Annotated in this window: 28 protein-coding genes and 1 tRNA gene; 15 read left to right on the forward strand and 14 right to left on the reverse strand. The window is 34.1% G+C overall.

Annotated features, from left to right (window positions below; all coding sequences use genetic code 11):
- Positions 1 to 1,414, forward strand: a 1,414-nt coding sequence (gene treZ, locus AC3OCB_RS03035; protein ID WP_498340726.1) for a malto-oligosyltrehalose trehalohydrolase, incomplete at its 5' end; no start/stop codon positions are given.
- A gap of 158 nt (positions 1,415 to 1,572) precedes the next feature.
- On the opposite strand, the gene AC3OCB_RS03040 is transcribed toward treZ, so the two are convergent.
- The 4 genes from AC3OCB_RS03040 to AC3OCB_RS03055 form a co-directional block, all read right to left on the reverse strand.
- Positions 1,573 to 2,202 (reverse strand): hypothetical protein, encoded by a 630-nt coding sequence (locus AC3OCB_RS03040; protein WP_498340727.1) that lies wholly within the window; start codon positions 2,200 to 2,202, stop codon positions 1,573 to 1,575.
- Positions 2,199 to 2,582 carry a hypothetical protein gene (locus tag AC3OCB_RS03045; protein ID WP_498340729.1) on the reverse strand — a complete coding sequence of 128 codons (384 nt, stop codon included), beginning with the start codon at positions 2,580 to 2,582 and terminating at the stop codon, positions 2,199 to 2,201. Before AC3OCB_RS03045 ends, AC3OCB_RS03040 begins: the two co-directional genes overlap by 4 nt.
- 578 nt (positions 2,583 to 3,160) lie before the next feature.
- Positions 3,161 to 3,466 carry a hypothetical protein gene (locus AC3OCB_RS03050; protein WP_498340730.1) on the reverse strand — a complete coding sequence of 102 codons (306 nt, stop codon included), beginning with the start codon at positions 3,464 to 3,466 and terminating at the stop codon, positions 3,161 to 3,163.
- 30 nt (positions 3,467 to 3,496) lie between these two features.
- Positions 3,497 to 3,940: a hypothetical protein gene (locus AC3OCB_RS03055; protein WP_498340732.1), complete on the reverse strand. Its 444-nt coding sequence runs from the start codon at positions 3,938 to 3,940 to the stop codon at positions 3,497 to 3,499.
- Positions 3,941 to 4,018: 78 nt separating this feature from the next.
- On the opposite strand from AC3OCB_RS03055, the gene AC3OCB_RS03060 reads away from it, so the two are divergent.
- From AC3OCB_RS03060 to AC3OCB_RS03085, 6 genes are all read left to right on the forward strand, one after another.
- Complete coding sequence (locus AC3OCB_RS03060) at positions 4,019 to 4,765, forward strand: SDR family oxidoreductase (protein WP_498340733.1); 747 nt, start codon at positions 4,019 to 4,021, stop codon at positions 4,763 to 4,765.
- 93 nt (positions 4,766 to 4,858) lie between these two features.
- Positions 4,859 to 6,013: an MFS transporter gene (locus tag AC3OCB_RS03065; RefSeq protein WP_498340734.1), complete on the forward strand. Its 1,155-nt coding sequence runs from the start codon at positions 4,859 to 4,861 to the stop codon at positions 6,011 to 6,013.
- A 126-nt stretch (positions 6,014 to 6,139) separates the two neighbouring features.
- Positions 6,140 to 6,562, forward strand: a complete 423-nt coding sequence (locus AC3OCB_RS03070; RefSeq protein ID WP_498340735.1) for a hypothetical protein — start codon at positions 6,140 to 6,142, stop codon at positions 6,560 to 6,562.
- Between the two features lie 22 nt (positions 6,563 to 6,584).
- Complete coding sequence (locus AC3OCB_RS03075) at positions 6,585 to 7,265, forward strand: TatD family hydrolase (protein WP_498340736.1); 681 nt, start codon at positions 6,585 to 6,587, stop codon at positions 7,263 to 7,265.
- Between the two features lie 32 nt (positions 7,266 to 7,297).
- Positions 7,298 to 8,038 (forward strand): SDR family NAD(P)-dependent oxidoreductase, encoded by a 741-nt coding sequence (locus tag AC3OCB_RS03080; protein WP_498340737.1) that lies wholly within the window; start codon positions 7,298 to 7,300, stop codon positions 8,036 to 8,038.
- A gap of 54 nt (positions 8,039 to 8,092) precedes the next feature.
- Positions 8,093 to 10,237, forward strand: coding sequence for a Kelch repeat-containing protein (locus tag AC3OCB_RS03085; protein ID WP_498340738.1), 2,145 nt, complete (start codon positions 8,093 to 8,095; stop codon positions 10,235 to 10,237).
- A gap of 258 nt (positions 10,238 to 10,495) precedes the next feature.
- On the opposite strand, the gene AC3OCB_RS03090 is transcribed toward AC3OCB_RS03085, so the two are convergent.
- The 7 genes from AC3OCB_RS03090 to thpR form a co-directional block, all read right to left on the reverse strand.
- Positions 10,496 to 10,996 (reverse strand): hypothetical protein, encoded by a 501-nt coding sequence (locus AC3OCB_RS03090; RefSeq protein ID WP_498340739.1) that lies wholly within the window; start codon positions 10,994 to 10,996, stop codon positions 10,496 to 10,498.
- Positions 10,983 to 12,857 (reverse strand): AAA family ATPase, encoded by a 1,875-nt coding sequence (locus tag AC3OCB_RS03095; protein ID WP_498340740.1) that lies wholly within the window; start codon positions 12,855 to 12,857, stop codon positions 10,983 to 10,985. Before AC3OCB_RS03095 ends, AC3OCB_RS03090 begins: the two co-directional genes overlap by 14 nt.
- Before the next feature lie 211 nt (positions 12,858 to 13,068).
- Positions 13,069 to 13,166 (reverse strand) — tRNA-Pro (locus tag AC3OCB_RS03100).
- Between the two features lie 265 nt (positions 13,167 to 13,431).
- Positions 13,432 to 13,686 (reverse strand): hypothetical protein, encoded by a 255-nt coding sequence (locus AC3OCB_RS03105; protein WP_498340814.1) that lies wholly within the window; start codon positions 13,684 to 13,686, stop codon positions 13,432 to 13,434.
- Between the two features lie 108 nt (positions 13,687 to 13,794).
- Positions 13,795 to 14,406 carry an RIO1 family regulatory kinase/ATPase domain-containing protein gene (locus AC3OCB_RS03110; protein ID WP_498340810.1) on the reverse strand — a complete coding sequence of 204 codons (612 nt, stop codon included), beginning with the start codon at positions 14,404 to 14,406 and terminating at the stop codon, positions 13,795 to 13,797.
- On the reverse strand, positions 14,394 to 15,635 hold the full coding sequence (gene cca, locus AC3OCB_RS03115) for a CCA tRNA nucleotidyltransferase (RefSeq protein WP_498340741.1): 1,242 nt from the start codon (positions 15,633 to 15,635) through the stop codon (positions 14,394 to 14,396). The genes AC3OCB_RS03110 and cca overlap by 13 nt, the downstream gene beginning before the upstream one ends.
- Complete coding sequence (gene thpR, locus AC3OCB_RS03120) at positions 15,607 to 16,179, reverse strand: RNA 2',3'-cyclic phosphodiesterase (protein ID WP_498340811.1); 573 nt, start codon at positions 16,177 to 16,179, stop codon at positions 15,607 to 15,609. The genes cca and thpR overlap by 29 nt, the downstream gene beginning before the upstream one ends.
- 43 nt (positions 16,180 to 16,222) lie before the next feature.
- Between thpR and AC3OCB_RS03125 the strand changes: the two genes are divergently transcribed.
- Together AC3OCB_RS03125 and AC3OCB_RS03130 are read left to right on the forward strand one after the other, a co-directional pair.
- Positions 16,223 to 16,747, forward strand: coding sequence for an AAA family ATPase (locus AC3OCB_RS03125; RefSeq protein WP_498340812.1), 525 nt, complete (start codon positions 16,223 to 16,225; stop codon positions 16,745 to 16,747).
- Positions 16,744 to 17,181, forward strand: coding sequence for an RNA-binding domain-containing protein (locus tag AC3OCB_RS03130; RefSeq protein WP_498340742.1), 438 nt, complete (start codon positions 16,744 to 16,746; stop codon positions 17,179 to 17,181). The genes AC3OCB_RS03125 and AC3OCB_RS03130 overlap by 4 nt, the downstream gene beginning before the upstream one ends.
- Here AC3OCB_RS03130 and rnz read toward each other — a convergent pair.
- Genes rnz through AC3OCB_RS03145 form a run of 3 tightly spaced genes read right to left on the reverse strand, consistent with a single transcriptional unit; the run spans position 17,162 to position 19,829 of the window.
- Positions 17,162 to 18,046, reverse strand: coding sequence for a ribonuclease Z (gene rnz / locus AC3OCB_RS03135; protein ID WP_498340743.1), 885 nt, complete (start codon positions 18,044 to 18,046; stop codon positions 17,162 to 17,164). The two genes, AC3OCB_RS03130 and rnz, sit on opposite strands and share 20 nt — an antisense overlap.
- Positions 18,043 to 18,957, reverse strand: coding sequence for a TRM11 family SAM-dependent methyltransferase (locus AC3OCB_RS03140; RefSeq protein WP_498340744.1), 915 nt, complete (start codon positions 18,955 to 18,957; stop codon positions 18,043 to 18,045). The genes rnz and AC3OCB_RS03140 overlap by 4 nt, the downstream gene beginning before the upstream one ends.
- Positions 18,954 to 19,829 carry a ribose-phosphate diphosphokinase gene (locus AC3OCB_RS03145; protein WP_498340745.1) on the reverse strand — a complete coding sequence of 292 codons (876 nt, stop codon included), beginning with the start codon at positions 19,827 to 19,829 and terminating at the stop codon, positions 18,954 to 18,956. The genes AC3OCB_RS03140 and AC3OCB_RS03145 overlap by 4 nt, the downstream gene beginning before the upstream one ends.
- 49 nt (positions 19,830 to 19,878) lie before the next feature.
- Between AC3OCB_RS03145 and AC3OCB_RS03150 the strand changes: the two genes are divergently transcribed.
- From AC3OCB_RS03150 to AC3OCB_RS03175, 6 genes are read left to right on the forward strand one after another with little or no spacing between them, the layout of a single operon-like run.
- Positions 19,879 to 20,643 (forward strand): ATP/GTP-binding protein, encoded by a 765-nt coding sequence (locus AC3OCB_RS03150; protein ID WP_498340746.1) that lies wholly within the window; start codon positions 19,879 to 19,881, stop codon positions 20,641 to 20,643.
- Positions 20,644 to 20,670: 27 nt separating this feature from the next.
- A complete protein-coding gene (locus AC3OCB_RS03155) occupies positions 20,671 to 21,411 on the forward strand; it encodes a DNA polymerase sliding clamp (RefSeq protein WP_498340747.1) in 741 nt (246 codons plus the stop codon).
- Positions 21,377 to 22,348, forward strand: coding sequence for a DNA primase small subunit PriS (priS, locus tag AC3OCB_RS03160; protein ID WP_498340748.1), 972 nt, complete (start codon positions 21,377 to 21,379; stop codon positions 22,346 to 22,348). The genes AC3OCB_RS03155 and priS overlap by 35 nt, the downstream gene beginning before the upstream one ends.
- The gene (gins15, locus tag AC3OCB_RS03165; protein WP_498340749.1) at positions 22,338 to 22,778 is read left to right on the forward strand and encodes a DNA replication protein Gins15; all 441 of its coding nucleotides are present in this window, start codon (positions 22,338 to 22,340) and stop codon (positions 22,776 to 22,778) included. Before priS ends, gins15 begins: the two co-directional genes overlap by 11 nt.
- Positions 22,775 to 23,062, forward strand: coding sequence for a 50S ribosomal protein L44e (locus AC3OCB_RS03170; RefSeq protein WP_498340750.1), 288 nt, complete (start codon positions 22,775 to 22,777; stop codon positions 23,060 to 23,062). Before gins15 ends, AC3OCB_RS03170 begins: the two co-directional genes overlap by 4 nt.
- Positions 23,059 to 23,259: a 30S ribosomal protein S27e gene (locus tag AC3OCB_RS03175; protein ID WP_498340751.1), complete on the forward strand. Its 201-nt coding sequence runs from the start codon at positions 23,059 to 23,061 to the stop codon at positions 23,257 to 23,259. Before AC3OCB_RS03170 ends, AC3OCB_RS03175 begins: the two co-directional genes overlap by 4 nt.

A 23,259-nucleotide genomic window follows, 5' to 3' on the forward strand; every position in this document is an offset into this window, starting at 1 on the left:
CGATTGGAAGAGCAAAGAGGTAAAGATAGACCCGAAGGATTTAATTATATACGAACTTCACGTCGGGACATTTACAAAAGAGGGAACTTTTCACTCAGCAATTGAAAAACTTGATTATCTAGCAGATTTAGGAGTTACAGCGGTCGAAGTAATGCCAGTTTTTCAATTTCCCGGTAAAAAGGACTGGGGATATGACGGTGTTTTCATTTACGCAGTGCAAAACAGTTATGGCGGTCCTTACGCCTTTATGAAATTTATTGATGAAGCTCATCAGCGTGGTCTATCTGTTATTCTTGATGTAGTATACAACCATGTTGGACCAGAAGGTAACTACATGATCTCTCTCGGTCCTTATTTTTCCTCCATGTGTAAAACTCCTTGGGGTTTAACTTTTAACTTCGATGAAACCTATAGTGACGAGGTAAGGAAGTTCATACTCGAGAATGCTAGGTTTTGGTTGGAAACCTTTCGTGTAGATGGCTTTCGTTTAGATGCTGTACATGCTATTTATGACTCTTCTCCTAAACACATCCTTGAGGAACTCACAGATTTAGCTCATTCTCTAGGGAAGCTCATTATTGCTGAAAGCGATCTTAATGATCCCAAGGTTATAAGAGATGAGTGTGGGTATAAGAATGATGCACAATGGACAGACGATTTTCATCACTCAATTCACGCTTATTTAACTGGGGAGAGAAACGGTTATTACTCAGATTATGGTTCTTTAGATGATATTGTTAAGGCGTTTAAAGACGTTTTTGTTTATGACGGAAGATATTCTAATTTTAGAAAAAAGACACATGGTGCAAAAGTTGGTAACTTAAGCGCTTGTAAGTTCGTAGTTTATATTCAAAATCACGATCAAGTTGGGAATAGGGGTGACGGAGAAAGGTTATCATTCCTTGTAGATAAAGAAAGTTACAAAATTGCTTCAGCCTTGTATTTGCTTTCTCCTTTTATTCCAATGATATTTATGGGAGAGGAGTACTACGAGAGAAATCCTTTCCTCTTCTTTTCAGATTACTCTGACCCCCAGGCAATCAAGAGAGTTAGGGAAGGAAGGCTAAGAGGAAATGGGCAAACTATTGATCCTCAGTCAGATGAAGTATTTGAGAAAAGTAAATCAAGTTGGATCATTGACGAAGAAATCTACAATTTCTATAAGGATCTAATAAAAACAAGGAAAATGTATGGAAACAATTGCTCAAGGAAAGTTGATATTTATAAGGGTGAAGATTGGTTATCGATCTCGATGAAGAAAATTGAGTTACTCGTCGCTTTTAAGGAAACAAAAGTGAAGTCTATAGACTCTGGTGAGCTTCTTTTAACCTCTAGCAATTTTCCTTCTCACGTTGAAAAAGATAAGGAATATGAAGTGAAGAAAGGTGTTGGAGTTTATCTTAAAAAGACTTAAACTGTGATTGTATAAATTTCTAGTACTAGTAAAAACAGACAATCAGGGCTTGAGACCCCTTATTCTTCTTGGCATATAAAGGGGGAAGGAATAAGCTTTGCTTTATTTTCCTAGAATGCTACTGGACTTCAAGAGCAAAGGAGAAAGATAAATTACCGTTAGTTCTTGTCAAATAATCTTTTTGGTAGATCGTAAAACAATTCTTTTTTATATTCCTTCTTATTCTCCTTTAACACTTCAATCAAGTCTTTTCTATTATAAGGGCTTCCACTTCCGTATATCTCATTCTCTCTGGTTGGTTTTTGTGTAATATAGTATACTCTGTCATTTTCTAATCTTTCCTCTGTGTCAGCAAGAACTAAAAACACGTCGTATTGCAGAACTTTCTCTATCTCTTTTACGTTTGGCTTATGAATAACGATTGGTAAATCATGGTCTTCTGCGAATTGATAAACATACTCTAGTTTTTTATCCAGTAGTGAAAAACCATGATGTTGAGGATGAAGAACTATTCCATGAATTTCATGATTATACTGCCTTTCTAACTCTATTTGAGGAGGAACCCTGCATTTAGGATTATAGATACCTAATCTCAAGGTGTAATCTCTTCCTTTGCTCCATAAATATTGCTGATAAAAACCATCGACACAGCATTGGCACGAGTATTTATAAAGAGGGTTTAAAATAATTTTTTCTATTACAAAGTCATCGAATTCTAGCTTTAAATCTTTAACATAACTATACAGTTTTATCCCATAAAAAGTAAGGGAATCTATTACTTTTTTCACAATAAAAGACTTGCTATTATCCCTAAAAACAATAATATTAAGTTAGTTAACGATAATATGATAAACATTAGTAAAGTAATTAAGAGCGCTCCATGCCATCCGGTACCAAAAAGGACTTTAAACAATCCTAATACTCCTATAAAACCAAATAGTAAACCTAAAATGTATGTGTCAAGTATTGTAAGATCAATTGCTTTTCCTATTACATCGAATATGACAAAAATTATAACGAATATTAATACCCCTCCAAGTGTTGCGAGAAATGCTCTAGGGAAAGACGAATGTTTACTTTCTATTCTTGAAGCCAACCATACTGCTATTAGTGCTAGGAAAAAATCTATTATTATCTCTACTATCGTATCATAGCTTATTGGATACACATAAATAGAATAAAGGTTAAAACTTTTATGGCTTACTTTCTTTTCCTCCTTTTTCTTTTCTCTTCCTTCTTTCTAAAGGTGATGAATAAGTACCACTCTTTCCCTCTTAACAAACTTAGCTTCAGCAGTTTTTCAATCTTTATGCTGTGTCAATATCCTAGAATAGCCTAATATTGGAGTGTCATAACCTAAGACTTTTCATCTTTTCTAAGTCTAGTTTATAACCCGCTTTAGGTGTTAAAATAACTAACATACTTTTCACTCTAGGTCTTGACTTGTTCTTGTTAGGATTCCCTAGCTATGATAGATATATTTTCAGCGTCGCTATAACAGTCTTCAGCAGACGTCCCGTTAATTCCGTTTGCTTTAATTTCTCATATTACTTGTGGTGGGAAATGTTGTTTAATTCATTCTTATTTTTGAAGTTAGGTTTGTTCTCAACTAACAAATTAAAACACGTTGTTTAGTTTTGGCTTACAGATAAGCAAACTTTATTCAGAAGAAATGAATTGTTACTATCCCTAAAAACGCTAATATCAAGTCAATTATCACTAATATGACAAACGCTAATATAGCAATTAGAAATGCCCCACCCCATCCGGTATCAAAAAGGCTTTAAACACTCCTAAGACTCCTATAAAACCGAACAGTAAACCTAAAGTTCCAAGTATTGGAAGACCTACTGCTAATCCTATTGCGGTGAATATGGCAAGAATTATAGCAAATATTATTATCCCTCCAAGTGTTGCTAACATCGCTCTAGGAAATGTCGAATGTCTACTTACTGCCTTTGACGCTAACCATACTGGTATTGATGCTATTATCCAACCTATTATAAACGCTATTATTTCTCCTACTAATGTGCCATGAATAATTGGATGCATATAAATAGAATAAGATTATTAAAACTTTTATTACTTACTTTCACTTTCTTTCTTTTCTTCCTTCTTCTCTTGTTTTTCTTCCTTCTTAACCGGTTTTATTTTCACTGGTTTTATATCAAAATATACTTTTGCATCTTTTCCTTCACATTGTTTTGTGTACAAATTCTCAGCCTTGTTTAATTGGCCACATTTCGCCTCGTATTTTTCTGCTACTTCGTCAATGAACTTTCTAACATTTATTAATTTCCTAAATTTAATCCCTTCAACTTCTAGTGTTGTATCTGTCAAAGTCGCCTTTATACCATTAACCTCTATTACCTTACTTTTGCCTTGAAGTACACTGTTCAGTTGATCCTTGTATTTTCTTTCATCTTTAGCAAATTTTTGTATCAATAATCCTCCAACTTTCTGGATTTCTTTTTTAGGGTCTTTTGTCTCAACTCTAACCTGGACGTTATATTTTATAACCTTCATTTTAACACCTACTATTTACTCTGTTTTATAAAATTTCCTATACATTATATCTTTTATTTAGTTTGAGAGATTAACACTATGTATGCTTTAGTCACTGGTGGTACAAGAGGAATAGGTAGAGCAATAACCGAAACGTTAATGAAAGAAGGTTACAAAGTAATAGTGCTTTATCATGGTTCAGAAGACAAAGCTAAAGAATTAAGAGAGAAAGGAGTGATCACAATTAAGTGCGACGTTGGGGATAGAAATCAGGTTAGAAAAGCAAGAGAGGAGGTTGAGAAAATTTCTCCCCAGCTCGATGTTTTAGTTAACAATGCTGGTCTCTGGTATTTAATGCCTTTTGAAAATTTTGATGAGGAAAAGTACGAAACTATGCTTAGAGTTAATTTGAATGGAGTAATTTATGTTACACACGAGTTTTTGCCGTTACTTAAAAAATCAAAGTCACCTTCGATAGTAAATGTTGCAAGTAATGCTGGTATAGGAACAGCAGCTGAAGGCACTACTTTTTATGCGATAACCAAGGCGGGAGTTATTATATTAACTAAAAGATTAGCGTTTGAATTAGGAAAGTATGGTATAAGAGTGAATGCAGTTGCACCAGGTTGGATAGAGACCGATATGACACTTGGTGGTAAAAGTGAGGAAGAAAAAGAAAAATTGAGAGAGAACTTTAGAAATAAGACCATGTTACACACTACCGGAAAACCAGAAGATGTTGCAAACATTGTTGTATTTCTTGCTAGCGATAAGTCAAGGTACATTACTGGTCAAGTGATAGTTGCTGATGGAGGAAGAATAGATAATCTAACTCATTCCGTTTAACATTCAATATTCAAATTTGAAAAGTAAAGTTAAAACCCTATTTTCATTTTTTATTAAATAGTAAGTTAAAACCCCCTTTAACTTTTTTAAACTATGAACAAATGGATTCATGCAACTATCGCATCTACTTTTGCGTGGGCAGGAAACATTTATGATTTATTGATTGTAACTTACGTTTATGAAGAACTCTATAAGTGCTTTAACGCTCCTACAGTAGTTGGGACACTTCTCTTTGCTTTAGGTTTAATTTTCAGAGTTATTGGTGGTTACACTTTTGGAAAAGTTGCTGATACAAGAGGGAGAAAACTCGTGTTGAACATTGGAACAGCTGGTTATTCTCTTTCGCAAGTGCTGTTGGCTTTATCGCCAAACGTATTTGTTTTATTGGGTGCAAGGGCTTTACAAGGCCTTTTCATGGGTGCTCAGTGGACAGCAGGAACTGTTATAGTTTATGAAAATGCCCCTCCTTCTTTGAGAGGACTCATAAACGGTATCGTACAAGCAGGCTATGGTTTAGGTTATGCTTTAACTGGAGTCACATTTATTTTCTTTTCGAGCAACTGGAGGCTGTTTCTTCTAACTGGTGCAATTCCAATATTTCTTGTACCTTACATAATGAGTAAGGTGAGTGATGTAAAAGTATTTAAAGTTGAAAAGAAAAAGGTTGATATTTCTTCATACACTTCAGTTCTAATAAGGAGCACTATAGTAATTGCAGGGATGTTCTTTTCTTACTACTCTATTTTTGCTGTTTATGCGGAATTCTTAGAGGCGCTAAAGATCAGTAAAGATACTGTTGGGACTTTGATGTTAGTCTCAAATGTCTTGTTAGCTTTTTCTTTCATAGGTTTTGGGAGAGCTGCAGATACTATAAGTAAAAGGAAGTTAATTATCTATGGCGTTATAGGAGAGATGATAGGTTTACCGTTTATGTTAGCAGTTTTTACCAATGTAAATGTGGTAACTGCAGGTCTATTAACTTATACAGTAGCTACAGGTTTTTGGCCTTTAGCTCCTTTGTTAATAGTTGAGTCTGTACCTATGGAAGTTAGAGGTGCTTTGACTGGATTAACATATAATCTAGGTAGTATAATTGGCGGAATTGGAAGCATAGTTATGGGCGCTCTAGTTGACTATAGTGGTATTGCTTCTGCAGGAAAATGGGGACTTATATTAGGTTACGGATCTCTTTTAGTAGTGCTTTTAACTTTAGCCTCATGGAAATCAAGCAATGTGAGAGTTAAATAACACAACAGCTTCTCTCTATGATAATTGTAACTGGAACTCTCGTTCTTGATGACGATGGAAAGTCAGTGCTGAGTAATATTTGATTGTCTGTTTTTTAAATTGTACTATAAGAAGAAGAGAAGTAATATGCTAGGTAAAATATTAATTATAGCTTTAGTGGTTTTAGGTGCTGTAATAGGGTATGAATATTATGTAGGGAACATACAAGTTCATATGTCAACCAATAGTAGTGTAGCAGTAAGCAAAACCACTGCTACATCAAATACTGTAAATATTATTCACTATTTCAATTTCTCATCTTCTGTTACAGTATATTCTAACGGTACTACAAACTATATTTATCCGGTAAATTTACCTTCTAACGGAAACGTAACTATCACTTTAACTTCAAACTCAACTTTTCATGTTAAGATCTATGATAATAACAATTTAATAGATCAATATTCTGGTCAAGAATACCATAAAACTATTCAAGGAGGTGGAAAATTGGAATTAATGTTTTACAATTTCACTGGGAATCTAAGTATCTCAGTTGATGAAGCTTATTAATTCTTTTTTCAATATCTTTTTTATGTACTACGATGCTCATTGTCACTATTCTTATTTAAAGAAAAATTATGAGAATTTTATTATAGCTGCAGTTTCCATGGATTATAAGTCCTCTGTGGATACTCTTTCTTTGAAATCACCGAATATTTTAACTGGAGTCGGTATTCATCCTTGGAAAGTTCACGAAGAGACGCTGGAAAGTGTTCTTCCATTAATACAAAGGTCTGACTTTATTGGAGAAGTAGGTTTAGATTTCAGATATGCAAAAGCAGGAAAAGAACTTCAAATAAAGTATTTTGAGAAATTTGCTGAAATTGCATCAGCCCGGAATAAGCTAATAAATGTTCATGCTTTAGACGCGTGGGAAGAGGCATTCAAAATCTTACAGACTTACAACGTGAAAAAAGCAATTTTTCACTGGTATACTGGTCCTATAACCTTGTTAAAGGATATTGAGGGAGCAGGTTACTTTATAACTGTCAATCCCTCAGTAACTTTCCAAAAGAAACACCAAGAAGTAGTATCTAAAGCGCCTATCGAGATTATCCTTACTGAAAGTGATGGGGGATATGAATATAAAGGGAGAATGCTTGAGCCAACATACATAAGCGAAGCAATAAAAGAGATTTCAAAAATTAAGGGAATAGAGGAGGAAGAAGTAAAGAAAGTTGTGGAGAGGAACTTTAAAAAAGCATATGGATAAAAGTTTTTGTTTCTCTCCTTTAACATCTTGTTATGAAAAAAGTTGCAATAGTTACTGGAGCGTCTAAAGGGATAGGTAAAGCTACTGCAGAGAAACTTAAGAGTCTTGATTATATCGTTGTTTCGATTTCTCGAAGTAAACCAGAAGTCGGAGATATAATTTATCAAGCCGATGTTACTGATAAAGCATCTGTTTTTAGAATTATTAACGAAGTTGAAGATAAGTTTGGCAAGATAGATGTCCTTGTAAACAATGCAGGTTTTGGTATTTACGGTTCTTTTCTTGAAACCTCGCTTGATGAGGAAGAATACATGATTAAAACTCTCTTCGTTTCCCCTCTCTATTTTATTAAAGCTGTTTACCCTGAAATGGTAAAAAGAAGAGAAGGGAATATAATCAACATAGTTTCTGAGGCAGCTTATGTGGCAACGCCGAAATTGATAGTTTATTCTGCAGCTAAAGCTGGGCTAGCTCATTTTACCAATGCCTTATGGGCTGAAGCAAGGAAATACAACGTTAAGGTAACAGGGATTTATCCCGGTCCAGTAAAGACTAATTTCTCTTCTCATCCATCTTTTGAAAATACTAAAGATGTCTTTGCAAAATATGCGGTAGAGCCAGAAAGAGTTGCTGAGGCAGTTATAAAAGCTATCAAAACTGGAAAAAGAGAGATTTATGTACCCTCTAAGTTAAAAATAGAGCCGTATTTCCTTAAATTATCTAATATATTCCAGGGTTTTACATATCGTGTCGTATCAAAATACTTTAGTTAATCTTTTGAAAAGACGGTAGATTTTATAAAATATGACTTTATATATTAGTAAACTATGAAGCGGAATACCGTTTTGGTTTTTGTTTTTGTAATATTGCTATTTCCTTCAATTGGTATGGGTTATGTGCGGTTTCAATCTTCTATAACTCCTCCAGCCCTACCGGATTCATTAGTGTATTCTGCTGCAGCTTATTACAAAGGTCAAATATTCCTTATAGGTGGTACAGATCTATCTAGTCAAGTAGTTAGTTCCGTATATATTTACTCTAATGGTAATTGGTATTATGGCCCAAGTTTACCTTTTCCTCTTATGGGCGCAGGAGCTACAGTTTGCAATGGTAATTTATACGTAGTTGGTGGAGCTAACTCCTCCTCCATTTTCGGTGGTATTTTAGAGTATACTGGTAATGGATGGAAAATAATAACTACATCAATGCCCGACCCAGTATATGATGCAATAGTTTTCTCTTATCAGAATAAAATATACGTTATAGGTGGAATGAACTATATGGGTAATTCTTTGAATCCTCCCACAACAACAATTCAAGTATATAATTTAAAAACAAATACTTGGGAAATAATTGGAAATGCTCCTATCCCATTAGCATCATCAGCATACTACTTTAATGGGAGTGTATTGTTTGTAGTTGGAGGGTTTTATGAACCAGCACAAATGACTACATCTGTATATGAGTACTTTCCAGAAAACAACAGCTGGATAGAGTTAACCCCATTACCTGGGCCAGAAGCGGGAGGTGCTTTAGGTTATTATCGTGGTTATCTATTTTTAGTTGGCGGAATGTTTTATATCAATGGTAGATATCAAAATGGAAGCATTTTATATTATTATAACGGGACGTGGAAGAAATCAGGTACTTTTGAGCAACAGCCGACAATATTTAGTGCTTATGTTGAGCTTGGAAACACACTGTATATTTTAGGAGGCTTTGGACCTGGAAATATCCCAAGCAATGCGATGCAATCAATATCAATTTATTTACCTCCTCCTAAGCCTCAAATAACTTCTGTAACATGGGGAAATGAGACAATAACAATAAGATGGTACGACACTAATGCTTCTGGTTATTATCTTACTTATTGGAGTAATCTAACTGGTTATAAAACTATTAATGTAGGTAATAAGATGTCTTATACATTAAGTAATCTAACGGATGGCATAACTTATTACATTCAAATTACTCCTTATAATTCTCTAGGTAATGGTACTCCTTCAAATATAGTAAACGCTACACCAGCCTCTGTTCCTAATCCACCCATAATTACATTTAAGTTAGGGAATGATAATGCTACAATTTCTTGGAATGTTACTTTTAACGGAGGATTCCCTATTCTAGGATATTATCTTGAAGTAGAAAATCAGACAATAAACCTTAGTGGAGATGTCTCATCATATACTTTAACAAACCTCACACCTGGTAAACTGTATACTATTGGGATTATAGCTTATAACAAAATTGGAAACAGTAGCATTTCAACAGTGTCCTTTGTAGCACTTGCTAAGCCAAACATAGCAATTTCAGTTATAAAAGAGATAAACGGGTTCTTGGTCTCGTGGAACACTACTAGTAAATCCGGAGAAGTAAAATATGAGCTCACAGTTTCACAAGGGGATAGAACTATAGTGAATACAACCTTGACTAATACATCATATTTTGTAAAAGTACCATTTGGGATATACAATGTGTCATTAAAAGCGATAAGTATCGCTGGTGTATCAAAATATAGTTTTACTGAAATATATTACATACCACCCAGTACTCCAAATGTTACTTACACTGAATATCTAAACATGTTATATCTAAACTGGAACAAAACAATAGGAGCTGAATATTATCTAATTTACAATAATGGAAAACTTATAGCAAACACGTCAAACACGTCATTTGTTTTGAATTTGTCATTAGGCGCGAATAAAGTTGAAGTTTACGCAGCTAACCCATATTATAAATCTGCACCCTCAGTCCTGAATAGTGTAGTAAACCAAGTTATAGCTATAAACTCTACGTACATTTCGGTAATGGTTCCTCAGATTACTGTAGCGCAAGGTGAAAATGTGACATCAACTAATTCAGATCCTCTTCCTCTTAAGTCGGCAATAATTGTTATCTTAGTATTTGTATTGGCTTTATTGTCTATCTTAGTTTTGCTTAGAGAAAGAGAAAATAAGTCTTATTGGTAGATTTCTTATTTTTTGTTTAGTCTTCTAATTAGGACTACATACTTTCTCTCTCTATATAAGATAGGAAGAGCTAACCTATCTTTTTGATTTATCACTTGTTTGTAAAAATTGGAGATTAAGGTTGTTGCTAAATTGATATTCTTCTCGTACACTAAAAGCAGTAGAAAATTTTAGATTGATCAAAAGACGTGATGATGTTCAAAACAATAATGATAAAAGAGAATGTTAGTGCTAAAATTTAATAATAGTTCTATTGAATTAAATTTCAAATAAAGGTTTATCTGTCAGCTTTCCATTGCATGGTATTATTTTTACATGAGTTATGTTATTCGGTTTTAAATTTATCACCCTCTTTCTAATTAACGTGGCGGTGTGATTGAATATATCTGATGGAATAACGTTAATACAATAAGTTGAAATAGTTATATTAGCAATGCTACCTTTTAATTTTCTTAACGCCTCGTTTTCAGCCCACTCAAGGCAGTTTCGACATTTTTCTCTAAGCGATTCTAAAAGTTTTTCAGCTTTATTCGGGTTACGAATAGACTTGAGCTCTATTGAATAAATTTCTATTGCTAATTCACCTGCAGATCCTGGCTTTATAAAAGCTGCTATACAGTCGCACCGTAGTCCTTGATTAATAACTTTTTCACCGTCACAAAAGAAATCTAATTGACTTGGAAATATGACTGGACATTCATTTTCTTCACAAGTAAGGTAGCAATTATTACCCTGGCATTTTATGCTAAGACTGGGCATTTTTCTCTTTCCCCTCAGATGCTCTGTGCGCTGCTAAACGAAAAGCCCAATCTGTCAGTGTGTCTATAACTTCTGTTATACTTGGCACTCTTTCACTAAGCAAGGTTCTTGCTTTAACAAAATTTACACTTCCTTCCCGTGTGTATTCATACACTTTCACATCCAGATTACCTATAGATTCTGCCACAATTGTCGCAAGATCTTCCACTCCTTCACTCACATGAGGAACAAGCCCCTTTATAAGTTCCATAACCCATTTTTTATCTGGTTTTTGCTCGACTAATTGAGCTATTGTTATAGCAAATAAATCACTATGAGTAGAAACTACAACTTTACATTTACAGAGCTCCATTAAAGACACAATAAAAAGAGCCATAATAATTTGTGCTCCGGGGTGAAGTTGAGCTTCAGGCTCTTCAATGAGAATTAACGATTTTTCTTTAACAGTTAACAAAGGGAGTAAAATGCCAGAAACCTCATCTACTAGTGCTGATGCCACATCCACATCTACATTAACCCCGCGCCAATCTTTATACATCAATTTACCTGATGGGTCAGGGGTTAAAGCCCCTTCAATCAATGGAGTTACTATTCTCAAAAGCTTCTTTTTCCATTCTTCTAGATTAGGATCAAAGAGCAAACCTCTCCCACGACTAGTCCAATAAGCATGGCTACGTAAGATAATAGGGTGAAATTCAGAAAATTTTCTGAGATATTCACCTCTGGTAAAGGGGTCACGGGAAGCTCTTTCGATCTCTAACAGAACGGTAGTCCTACCAAATGGTATATAACGCAGATTATTATAATCTACTCTACTTCCTAACCATTTTCTTAGAGCTTTATATAGTCCTTCGGAAATATCTGTGCTCAATTTATGTGACAATAATTCTTTAACAATATTTGTTGCACGTCCTAAGGAAGTTTGAAAATATTTTTCCTTGGTAGTTGTCTCAAGCAATTCATCGGTAAATCTTTCTGCAATCTCTTTGGGTAAGGTTTCTCTAGTAAGAGTGGAAACATCAATTCTTAGACTAAAGGTGATTATTAATTCGAGCTTATTTTGGCTAATTTTACTTGTTTCAACATGGATACGAATGTATTTTAGAAATCTTCTTAAATATCTATGTATAAGAGGAAAAAGGACATTAATAGACTCTTTAAGTTCAGGACGTATCTGCTTGTATTTTTCATTAAGTAATTCAACGAAATCCATCAATATTTCATCTAATATAAGAGATATAGGTATTCTATCTTCACCATTAATATTGAATCCAGGTATGCTTATAATCTGGTAAGCTTTTATGTTTGAGATATCTGCGGGGTATAATATTACTGTATCTATATTGTCTGTCCCTACTAGATCAGATGCAAACCTACGAACTGTCTCTTCTAGATTTTTATCGAAGTCTGTTGTTAGTTTTAGTTTAATCGGATTTGATTTAATGGAGACTAGTATTTTATCTTTATTAAGTTCTAACTTATACTCAAAGTTTTTCTTTTCTTCTTCCTTCTTTAATAAATTTTCTAGATTATTACGCAAATCGGAATTATTGGATAAAAGTAATATTTTTAAGGTAACCTTAACTAAAGCTGTGAGAAACTCACGTAATATATCTAATAATTCTTTAGAAAACGATTCCTCCAATTGATTCCTTAGATGAATTGAATACTTTTCTTTAAAGTCACTTAAAGTAAAACTATCAAGCGGGAACAATTTTAAATATAATGCTTTAAGAGTATAGCTTTTCCCTGTGTTTGGTGCCCCCATTAGCAATGTTAAGTCTCCAAACTCAATAGAGTTCTTTCCTAAAGGGCCAAGTTTTTCTATTTCTAATTTCATTTTTTCTGTTTCTGATCCCATTAATTACTTATCCTAAAAACTAAGATAAAAGTATTAATCTTTTTAGTGTGGTCTAAGGACGATAAGTCTCAGTTATGTTGTTGAGTAAAAAGCTATTTGACTTGTGATTTCCTCGGATTGATTAACGATTTTTAATAATAGATTAGTGCTCTCTTGCTGAAGATACCACTTTCTAGCATCGCTATCCACTTTTAAAAAGCTAGTCATAAAATGGGGCCGCCGGGATTTGAACCCGGGACCACAGGCGCACTGGTGGTTGGGGATCCTATCCCCAGGCCTGCATCCTAGTCCAGGCTAGACGACGGCCCCGTTAGTTATTGAGTTATCATAAGTCATATTTGAATTTTTTGATAGGGATAATAGGCGGATACTCGTACTATTTGTTGCATGAGATGATTATTTGAATTACTCACGTCGCTTGCTAATAAGATTTTAAGCTTGAAACAAAGAAGGATAATTAAGTTAAAAAGGAGATTTCTACGAGAACTAATATTGCTTCTGTTAACTAGCTAAAATCTGATTTTTCTATTTATTTAACAATGAAATAGAAAAGAATAATCTAAAAAACTACAAATTAATCTACTACTGGAGTTATCTTATTTTTTATTTTTATTCCAATATCTTCTATTGATGGTGTACCTAGCTCATGTCCGCACTTTGGACATTTTCCTCCAAAGATAAGTTTTATTTCTGAAGGGGTTCTTACACCATAGAAGTCTTGTCCTACCTTTTCAAACTTATACAAGACATAACCACAGTTCTTACAAGTGTACTTTATTGTAATCCTAAACCACCAATATATCTCTCCTACGTTTATTAATATATTCAATATACCCTATACTACTTTTCCAAGATTATTAGAAGTTTCATGATGTTTCGTTATAAGTAACTTTGAGAGAGTTGGCCGAAAGTATTGATATTATTAAGGTAATATTTTTTAAACCCAATCCAGTGACTCCACAAAATTAAGGATTTCCTCTATGTTTTTATGTTTTTTATACAAAATTGCAAGATTTGGTAATCTTAGCCAGCTTAATATTGAAGTAACATTATAAGGGTTTTCTTTTATGCTAGCTGAATCGTAATCTATTATATACACATTGTCGTTTTCTGACACGATTACATTTTTATAAGGCCTAGCTAGTTCTTTATGTTCAATTTTTCTACTCTCTAACTCTTTTGCTTTCAGAATCAAATCTATGATAACTCTTTTATTTTTTCTAGTGTCATCAAGATTCTTTCCTTCTATATAATCCATTACAATAAAGTTTTTTCCATAATCATATACTTTAGGCGCTATTGGGAGAGCTTGGGTTTGAATCTTAGCCTCAATTTCTAAACTTTCCTTTGGCGAATCGCTTCTTCTTATCTTTATAACTCTCTTTTCATCTAAAAGAACTATTACACCAGTTTTTCCTTTTCCTATCACTTTAAGTTTCCCTAAATTTGTTTTTCCGAATGAATACAATTCGGTTATACCGTGCTCAACTAGTTCTTTTTCTATCTCCTCATTATACTTAGGATATATGAACTCTCTTACTTTAACCAACTTGGCGTTTTCCTTAAAAAGGAGTTTATCCAAGGATCATCTACTTCCTCCTTTAACCAGAACAATTCATATTCAAATTTCTGCTTAAACATTAAATTCTTTTTCACGATATCTTCTATTGTCTCTTTTCTTGTTTTTATCGTGTAGAGTCTACCATCTTCTCCTATCCATACATTTTCGTTCTTGTTGATGAATTCTTCAACGCTATCAAAATAGAAATATGGCCCTGGACTTAGATAATGTTCTCCTATGTTTTTGCTTTCAACTTGTATTCCGATTGTCACTTCTTCACTATTCCCCCAAGCTGAGATATCAATTAACTTATACCCAGTTTGAATAAGCAACGTCTTCAGCTTTTCGACGTTTTTCCAAACCTGCCCCCATATTATGTCTTCTACTGCACGTTCTTGTAATTTTACATTCACAATTAACACATCCCCCTTGATTTTCTGCTTTCCCGGTGTGGATGGGAAGAAAAACTCTATGGAAGGTCTCTCTAGATACATCCTAGATGCTAATGAGAAGGTAGCTAAGCTCCTTAGTGAGACAGCAGAAGCAGTGTTCCTCCTTGGGTCTACCGGATCTGGGATTACTAGTGGATCTGCAAATTCCTTCTTAGGTTCTACCAATTCTACTCTGACGGGTGGTTTCCACTTAGAGGCGTTAGCAAGCACTTCTTTAAATGATCCATATTTAATTATCAAAAGTTCTGTAACGTACCCTGAAAATCCTTTAACCTTAATTTCTGCGCCATAAACTCCAATCCCTTTCATGAACCTCTTCAGCAATCTTACTTCATCTTTCCCTTTTTCGTCTAAGTGAGATAGAACATATCTAGAATGAAATGGCGTTCTATCTGCGGCTGTAATTGCCTCTTCCCCTCTTTCCAACCTTAACGCTGGGACTATATCTATCTCTGTGTTATCAATGAAAACCATCAAGTAGGGATGTTCAGCATAAGCTACTTCATAATTAAGATCTTTTACCCTATCTATCATTTCTTTCAAAGCTTTTTCCTTCAAATATTCTTTTCCTACACTTTTCGGATAGAATAGAAATATGTCAATGTCTGTGTCTCCTTTCAGCCAAGTGCCCTTTCGAAAAGACCCTTCTATTTCAGGATTTAAGTCCTTAAACCTTTCCAAGATTATTTGTGCTTTTTCCATTAACTTTTCTTCGTCTTCCTTGCTTGGTTTTATTTTACTTAGTACTTCCTCCTCTAAAGTCATTAGATCTCACTTCTAATAATGCGTCATATATAGGACCTTTTGAGGTCAGTGTGCTCTTAAATAAGGTAACTTTATTGACAATAAATTCTCCGAAGTCTAGGTTTTGATATTCATTAATGACGTTAATTAAGTTAAGTAGGTTTGATGGACCTTTCACTCTGCCTACGGTAAGATGAGGAGAGAATTCTTTTTCGTCGTCTGGTCTTACTCCTCTCCCTAATAACTCTTTCAAAAGAGTCCCTCTAATCGCTCTTAACTCTTGTAATCCTTCTTCTATTCCTACCCAAACCACTCTAGGTCTTGAGAGATTAGGGAATGCACCAGTTCCTTTTAGTTTTACCTTAAATGAATTAAAGGAGAGTTTTGCCACAGCTTCTTTAACTAATTCCAGTTTATTTTCTTGTATTTCTCCTATAAAGACAAGTGTTATATGAATATTGTGAGTTTCTACCAGTTTTACATCAGCTCCGCTTCTTTTTACAGCATCCATTAGCTCTATAACTTTAGGGAATTGAGGAATTTCTATTGCAGTAAATAATCTAATCAATTTTTAAAATCCCCAATATTGAGATGTTTGGTGGTCACTAATTAAAATAATTGCAATTACAGGCATGCCTGGTTCTGGAAAAGGCGAACTTGCTAAGCTTTTTCAAGAGATTAACGTAAAAGTAATAACAATGAGCGACGTTTTGAGGGAAAAATATCTCAAAGAGGCTAAGGAAGGAGAAAGGTTGATGGATTTTGCAATAAGGATGAGAAAACTTTATGGTAAAGGAGTCGTCGCAAAGATGTCTATTGAAAAAATTCATGATGAAAAAATAGTTGTTTTTGATGGGGTAAGAAATTGGGAAGAGATAGAGGAGTTCAAGAAGTTAGGAGAAGTAATAATAATTGCCGTCCATTCTCCACCAAAAGTAAGATATGAAAGACTCCTTAAACGTGCTAGAAAAGACGATACATTAACTGTCGAAGGTTTAATAAAAAGAGATTGGGAGGAACTTGAAATGGGTATAGGGAATGTTATTGCGTTAGCCGATTATGTCTTGGTAAATGACACCACAGTAGAGGAATTTAAGAATAAGGCCAAAGAATTAATAAAACGGTTATTATGACAAAAATTATAATTCAAGTTGAAGTAAGACCTTCAGAAGACGAAAATAAAGTTCTACAAGCAGTTAAGAATTTCTTTGATTTTGAGAGTCTAAGAGAAGAGAAGAATGGCTACACAAAAATTCTTATTATGGAGTCAAATACCCTTTCAAGCCTAGAAAAATTTCATTTTAAATTAAGAGAAGAGAGAATACTAGACGCTGCAAGGAAGTACTTATTTAGGGGTGTAATAGGAAATGTTGTATCATTTATGTTGAATAAACAAGCAGCAGCTATAGGAAAAATCTCATTTGTAGATAGTGAGAACGAATCTCCATTAGGTCCGATAAAAGTAGAAATTGAACATAAAGATCCAGAAGCTGTGATAGATTGGCTAGCTCCAAAGACTAATAAAGGAGTTCCGTTATGGGAAAATCCTATCCCTTCGGATGATTAATTATGTAGTACGAAAGAGGTTCAGCGACAAAAGTTTTCTTAAAAATCTTTTTAGCATTTGCCAACAATTCGCTTGTATCTTCATATCTTGAGCTTATGTGAAAAAGTGCTAGTCTTTTTACATTTGCTTTTAAAGCTACTGTAGCAGCGTCACTACTATTTGAATGACCATAAACGTGAGCTTCTTCTTCATTGATAAACGTGGAGTCATGAATAAGTAGATCGACGTTTCTTACTGCATTTATAACTTTTTCACATGGTGCAGTATCCCCAGTATAGGCTATTCTGCTACCTTGTTTAATTGTGAGGTAATCTTCTGGTAATAGTACTTTTCCGTTTATTTCAACTCTTTCTCCCATTTTCAACTTTCTTATTAACCTCCAATCAGTTACCCCTTCTTTTTTTAGTTTTTCCGCATCGATATTTATCTTATCTTTTTCTTCAAAGATATATCCTTGAGATTCAATAGTATGGCAAGTTGAAAATGGTACAATTCTTATGTTTTCATCCTCATATTTTTCTAAAAACCTTATCTCAAAACTGGTGCGAAAATGCGTTCTTCTAACAGTATCTTCAAGGAAATCCTTAATTTCACTTGGCCCCATGATAAGGAGGGGTTCTTTCCTACTATACATTGACATGCTCGCAATCATTCCGGGTAAACCCAAAACATGGTCTGCATGCATGTGAGTAATAGCAATAAGTTTTAGCCTCATAAAACTGAGTCTATGTTCCATCATTCTCCATTGAGTCCCTTCTCCGCAGTCAAACAGTGAATCAAAGCCTTCTCTCCTAACTAGAATAGCAGGCAGCCCTCTTTTATTAGGTGCTCCTCCTCCACTTCCAATGAAATATGTTAGTATCATTTCCTTACAACATATATTGCTCTACTTAAGCTTTTATGATTATAAACAAAGTGGATAGAGATTTCTCTGAAACCAGTTTCTTTTAGTTTCTCTCTCCAATCAAACTTAGAGTCTGTTGTGAAAACTAAGGTTTTTGTTACTTCAGAAGCAGAGCGGAAAAAGTTTTCATATAAATTGTTTAACCCTTCTTTTATACTAAATGACCTTCCATAAGGAGGATCAGTAGCTATAGCTTCAACATTTCTTATAGGGATTTTTCCTGCATCCCCTTTCATTATATCACACTCATAGCGGAAATGAGACAGATTAGTTTTTGTCTTTTCAATCATTTTATCATCAATATCAAGTCCAATACAATTTAACCCTAGCCATTTAGCCTCAATAAGTATGCTACCAGTTCCCATAAATGGGTCAAGTATCTCTTTCTCAGCCTGAGACAAATTCACTAAAAGCCTTGCGATCTCTGGTGCTAAAGTACCTGACTGCGAATAAGGCTTTTTTGAATGTTCAATCAAACTTTTTGTGTCTTTTTCCTCTTTTCTTATTCCGGCAATTATTATTCCTTCAGTAAAGATAATGTCAAGTTTCTTGCATTTCTTGGATAATTTTACATTTTTTGCAATTTCATTATATATTGGTAAAATCTCATTTTTGTATTCCCTCATGGGTAATGTAAGTCCAATTGAATAACATTTTCCTCTTACTGCATCTATTATATCTTTAACATCTGTTGATACAGCTATAACCTCACCAGAGGCTTTTATTAAACTAGATCTTCTAGCAACATTAAATGGTTCTTTATTAAATATCCCTATTCCATAGTAATAATCTACATCAGTTTTTACAATTGCTTTAAGTTCTTCGAGTGATAAAAATAAGTTATCCTGATTTAGAATCGCATATGATTTCATAATTTTCTCGCTATTGATGGTGATACATCAACTATTGTGACTTTGTTAGGATCTTGTGGTAACGTGTTTGTTGTTATTACTTCTTTTATCCCACTGTTCATCATTCTTTCGTATGCATTTTCTATGAATAAGGCATGAAAAGCAGCTGCAATAACTTTCCTTGCACCTAAATTATAAGAAGCCTGTGCAGCCTGTATCATTGTACCGCCAGTGCTTATTATGTCATCAATTAATATTACATCCATATCTTTTACTTTTATATCTGGCAAATTCTTTATTCTGACCTCCCCAGTATCTCTGTCCCTTTCTTTTTCGATAAATGCATACTCACACTGTAATTCATTTGCAAGTCTTTTTGCCCTTTCTAATGCTCCCCTATCTGGGGCTAACACAAATGGCTTTTCCACCTTTCTCTTTATCTTTTTTGCTATCTCTGGTGTTGGATCTGCTACCTTTATTTCCCCATTAAAATAGGAAAGCTCTTCCGCTTTATGTGGTTCAATGACGATGAGTGAGTTAGCCCCAGATCTTTGTATTGCATTCAATACTGTCTTAATGCTAACTGCTTCTCCTTCTTTGAATCTTCTATCTTGTCTTGCATATGCCAAATAAGGGATTATAGCTGTTATTTTATCGTTTTTCATGTCTGAAAGGGTTTCAAGGATTAGTAAGAGTTCAATAAGATGCTTATCTTGTGGCGGGTAGAGAGATTGAACAACATAAACTTCTTCATCTGATACCCGTTGTGGAATTCTTATATATGATTCTCCATCGGGGAACACTTTATGTTCTACTTTTATTAATGGTGCCTTAACAATTTTTGATAAGTTTTCATCTATTCCGTTTGTAGCTGTTCCTCCTATAATTATCATTAACTATTTAATTTAGGGAGTAGTTTTTAAGATTAAACTCGGTAAGAACATGTACTTCATATTTGTTTTAGGAACAGCTGGTTCGGGCAAAACTACATTAGTAAAGAGTTTTCAAGATTATCTGCTAGATAATGAAATGGATACTGCTGTTATTAACCTAGACCCTGCAGTAGAGCAGATTCCCTATAGACCAGATTTTGATGTAAGAGACTATGTTGATGCGTTTGAAGTTATGGAAAGATATGGCCTAGGCCCAAATTCCTCATTAATAGCTTCCATAGACTTGATTTTGACAAAAGCCAAAGATATAAAAGAAGAAATTAGTAGAATTGAAGGAAATTATGTTATAGTTGATACACCTGGTCAAATAGAATTATTTGCTTATAGAGAATCTGGAAGAATACTATCCTCCTTAATAAGTGAGGGTAATAAGTCTGCTTCTATTTTTCTAATGGATTCTTTTCTATCGAAAGATCCTAGAAGTTATATCTCACTCTTCTTGCTTTCGAGTTCAATAAAGTTTAGGCTCTCAATGCCTCAAATTCTTGCATTATCTAAAAGCGACTTATTGACTCAACAAGAACTAGAGAGAATTAGAAGTTGGGTAGAAGATGGTACGATAATTGACGAGCTGGGAACAATTGATGAATATTCTTATGAGCTTGTCAATACGATAATAGAGAATTTAGACAACTTACCAATTCCAGTTTCATCAACAACTGAAGACGGATTTGATGAACTATATGCTGAACTTCAGAGAATATTTGCTGGAGGAGAGGATTATCTTACAGAAGAACCTAATCCTAAGCTTTAAAACTTCTTATTGTAAAAGAATTTATACATGAAAGTTAAAGTAGTTGATGCGGATTCATTTTCCTATATATTTAGAACGTTAGAGGAATTTATAGATGAGATCACTTTGGACTTTTCTCAAGATGGGTTAAAGATAAGGGGAATAGATCCATCCAAAGTTGCATTTATAGATATACTAGTTCCTGCTGGTTATTTTGAAGAATATAATGTCAAAGAAGAGGAAAAGGTAGGAGTTAAACTTGAAGATTTAAATGACGTTCTAAAGACTGTGAATAAAAATGACTCATTATATCTAGAGAGCGATGAAAATCAAAATGTGAAAGTTACACTAGATGGTGATTACGAAAGATCTTTTACTTTTCCTTCTATTACTGCTTCTGAGCTAGAAGCTCCTAATCTAAACTTAGAATTTCCGTTTAAAGCAAAGGCATTAACAGTAACTTTTACAGAGATCATTGATGAGATAGAGGATATTGGAGGTGACGCAGTGACATTTAAGGCACAAGAAGGCAAGCTTTACATAACAGCTAATTCTGATTTAGGAAGTGAAACTATTGAATTATCAACTGAAAACGGAGGTCTTCTAGAGAGCGAAGGAGGTGACGCAGAGAGCATTTACGGAATAGAATATGTTGTAAATACTTCTAAAATGAGAAAGCCTTCTGATACTGTGGAAATAGCCTTTGGTTCTCAAATTCCATTAAAGTTAAGATATAATTTACCGCAAGGGGGGTATGCAGATTTCTACATCGCGCCAAGAGCAGAGTAATCTGATCAAATTTCTTTTTAGAGACTATTATGAAAATGCTCAACTAGAGTTACCAGACGATATTGAATTAAGGGAATTTGCCTTTCAACCATTTAATTCTGAGACTTATGTGAGACATTTATCTTTTTCTTCTCCTCTGGAAGTTAAGCAATATATACTAGAAAACGTTCCTTTACACCTTTATTACTCTTCAGCTAGGTATCAGCTACCATCAGCTAAAGATATGGATGAAAAAGGATGGCTAGGTTCAGATTTACTTTTTGATTTAGACGCAGACGAGATTTGTGAAAATGTAAAAATAAGGAGATTTTGTCCAGATGGTTATGAAACATTATCAAGCAGTTGTGAAGGAGAATCTCCTATAGAATACGTAGAAATTACGAAAGAATGTATAAAGAATGTATATCAAAATGCTTTACTGGTAAAGGACATCTTAAAAGAGGATTTTGGGCTAAATGCTAGGATATTCTTTTCTGGAAATAGGGGGTTTCACATAAGAGTAGAGTGCCATGACGACTGTGCTCTGCTAGACTCAGATGATAGAAAGGAAATTGCTGATTACATTGTTTCGCCGAAGCCAATGTATATTTATGAAGGGAATCCAGGCTGGTCTGGAAGAAAGGCTAAAGGTATTAATGGAATAAATATTGATACACAAGTTACTATTGATCCCAGAAGACTTGTTAGGATCCCCGGGTCTTTAAACGGAAAAGCTGGATTAAAGGTATTTGAAGTAAAGGGAGATTTTGATTACAATTTGTCTTCCTTATCCCCTTTTTCTGGATACTGTGCATTTCTTCCTTATGTTAATGGTGATTTTATACTGTTTGATGAAAAATATACACTTAAAAAAGGTAATGCAATCAAATTACCTATAGGTGTTGGTATTTATTTAGCATTAAAAGGTTTAGGAAAAGTGAAGAGCTATGTTAGATGAAATTGTAGTTAATGAGACATTAAAAGAAGAGGCTTCAGAAATAAGCCTAAAAGACCTATCTACATTATCTACCCAACTCAGAAAGCTTAGGCGAAAGTATGATGATGAATTACACAAAAAGGAACTTACTGTGTATGAAGAATTAGCAGAATCATTATTTGAGCTTAGAAGTAGTAAGTTATTGGAAGGTCTAGAAATCAAAGGTTTCGATTCAAAGTTTCTCGACATAATAAATTTAATGAAGAAGATTTATGTGAATTTTATTTCGGGCAAATATTTTACTCAAGAAGATAAAATCTTATGTTATGTTAAGTCTCGATTTTCTATAAATAATAAAATTCTTTACCCTGGAGACTTAATTTTATTACCTTTAAGCCAAGTTTTAGCTTTAATAACCTTAGACTATATTATTCCTTTAGAAGTGGAATGAAAGTTCCTAAAACAATAACCACATATTGCCCTAAGTGTAAAACTCACACTGAACATTCAGTATCTTTATATAAAAATGGGAAAAGAAGGACTTTAGCTGAAGGACAGAGAAGATATGATAGGAAGAATCTCGGTTATGGTAGCAAAAGAAAACCAGAACAGAAAAGATTCGCTAAAACTACAAAGAAGCAGTCACTTGTTCTAAAATGCCAGAAATGTGGATACACAATAGTAAGGCCTGGATTAAGATTAAAGAAGTTAGAATTAGTTGAGGTGGTTAAATGAAGGCAAAGTTTAAGGTATTAATTCCAGAGCCAAGGAGTAAATTCATAAGAGTAAAATGCAAGAACTGTGGCAATGAGCAGACAGTATTTAGTCATGCTACATTTCCAGTAAGATGCCTTTCTTGTGGGACTCAATTAGTGTACCCAAGAGGCGGTAAGGCTAATATAGCTGGCGACATAGTAAGAATACTTGGTTAA

The sequence above is a fragment of the Sulfurisphaera sp. genome, from assembly GCF_059755235.1.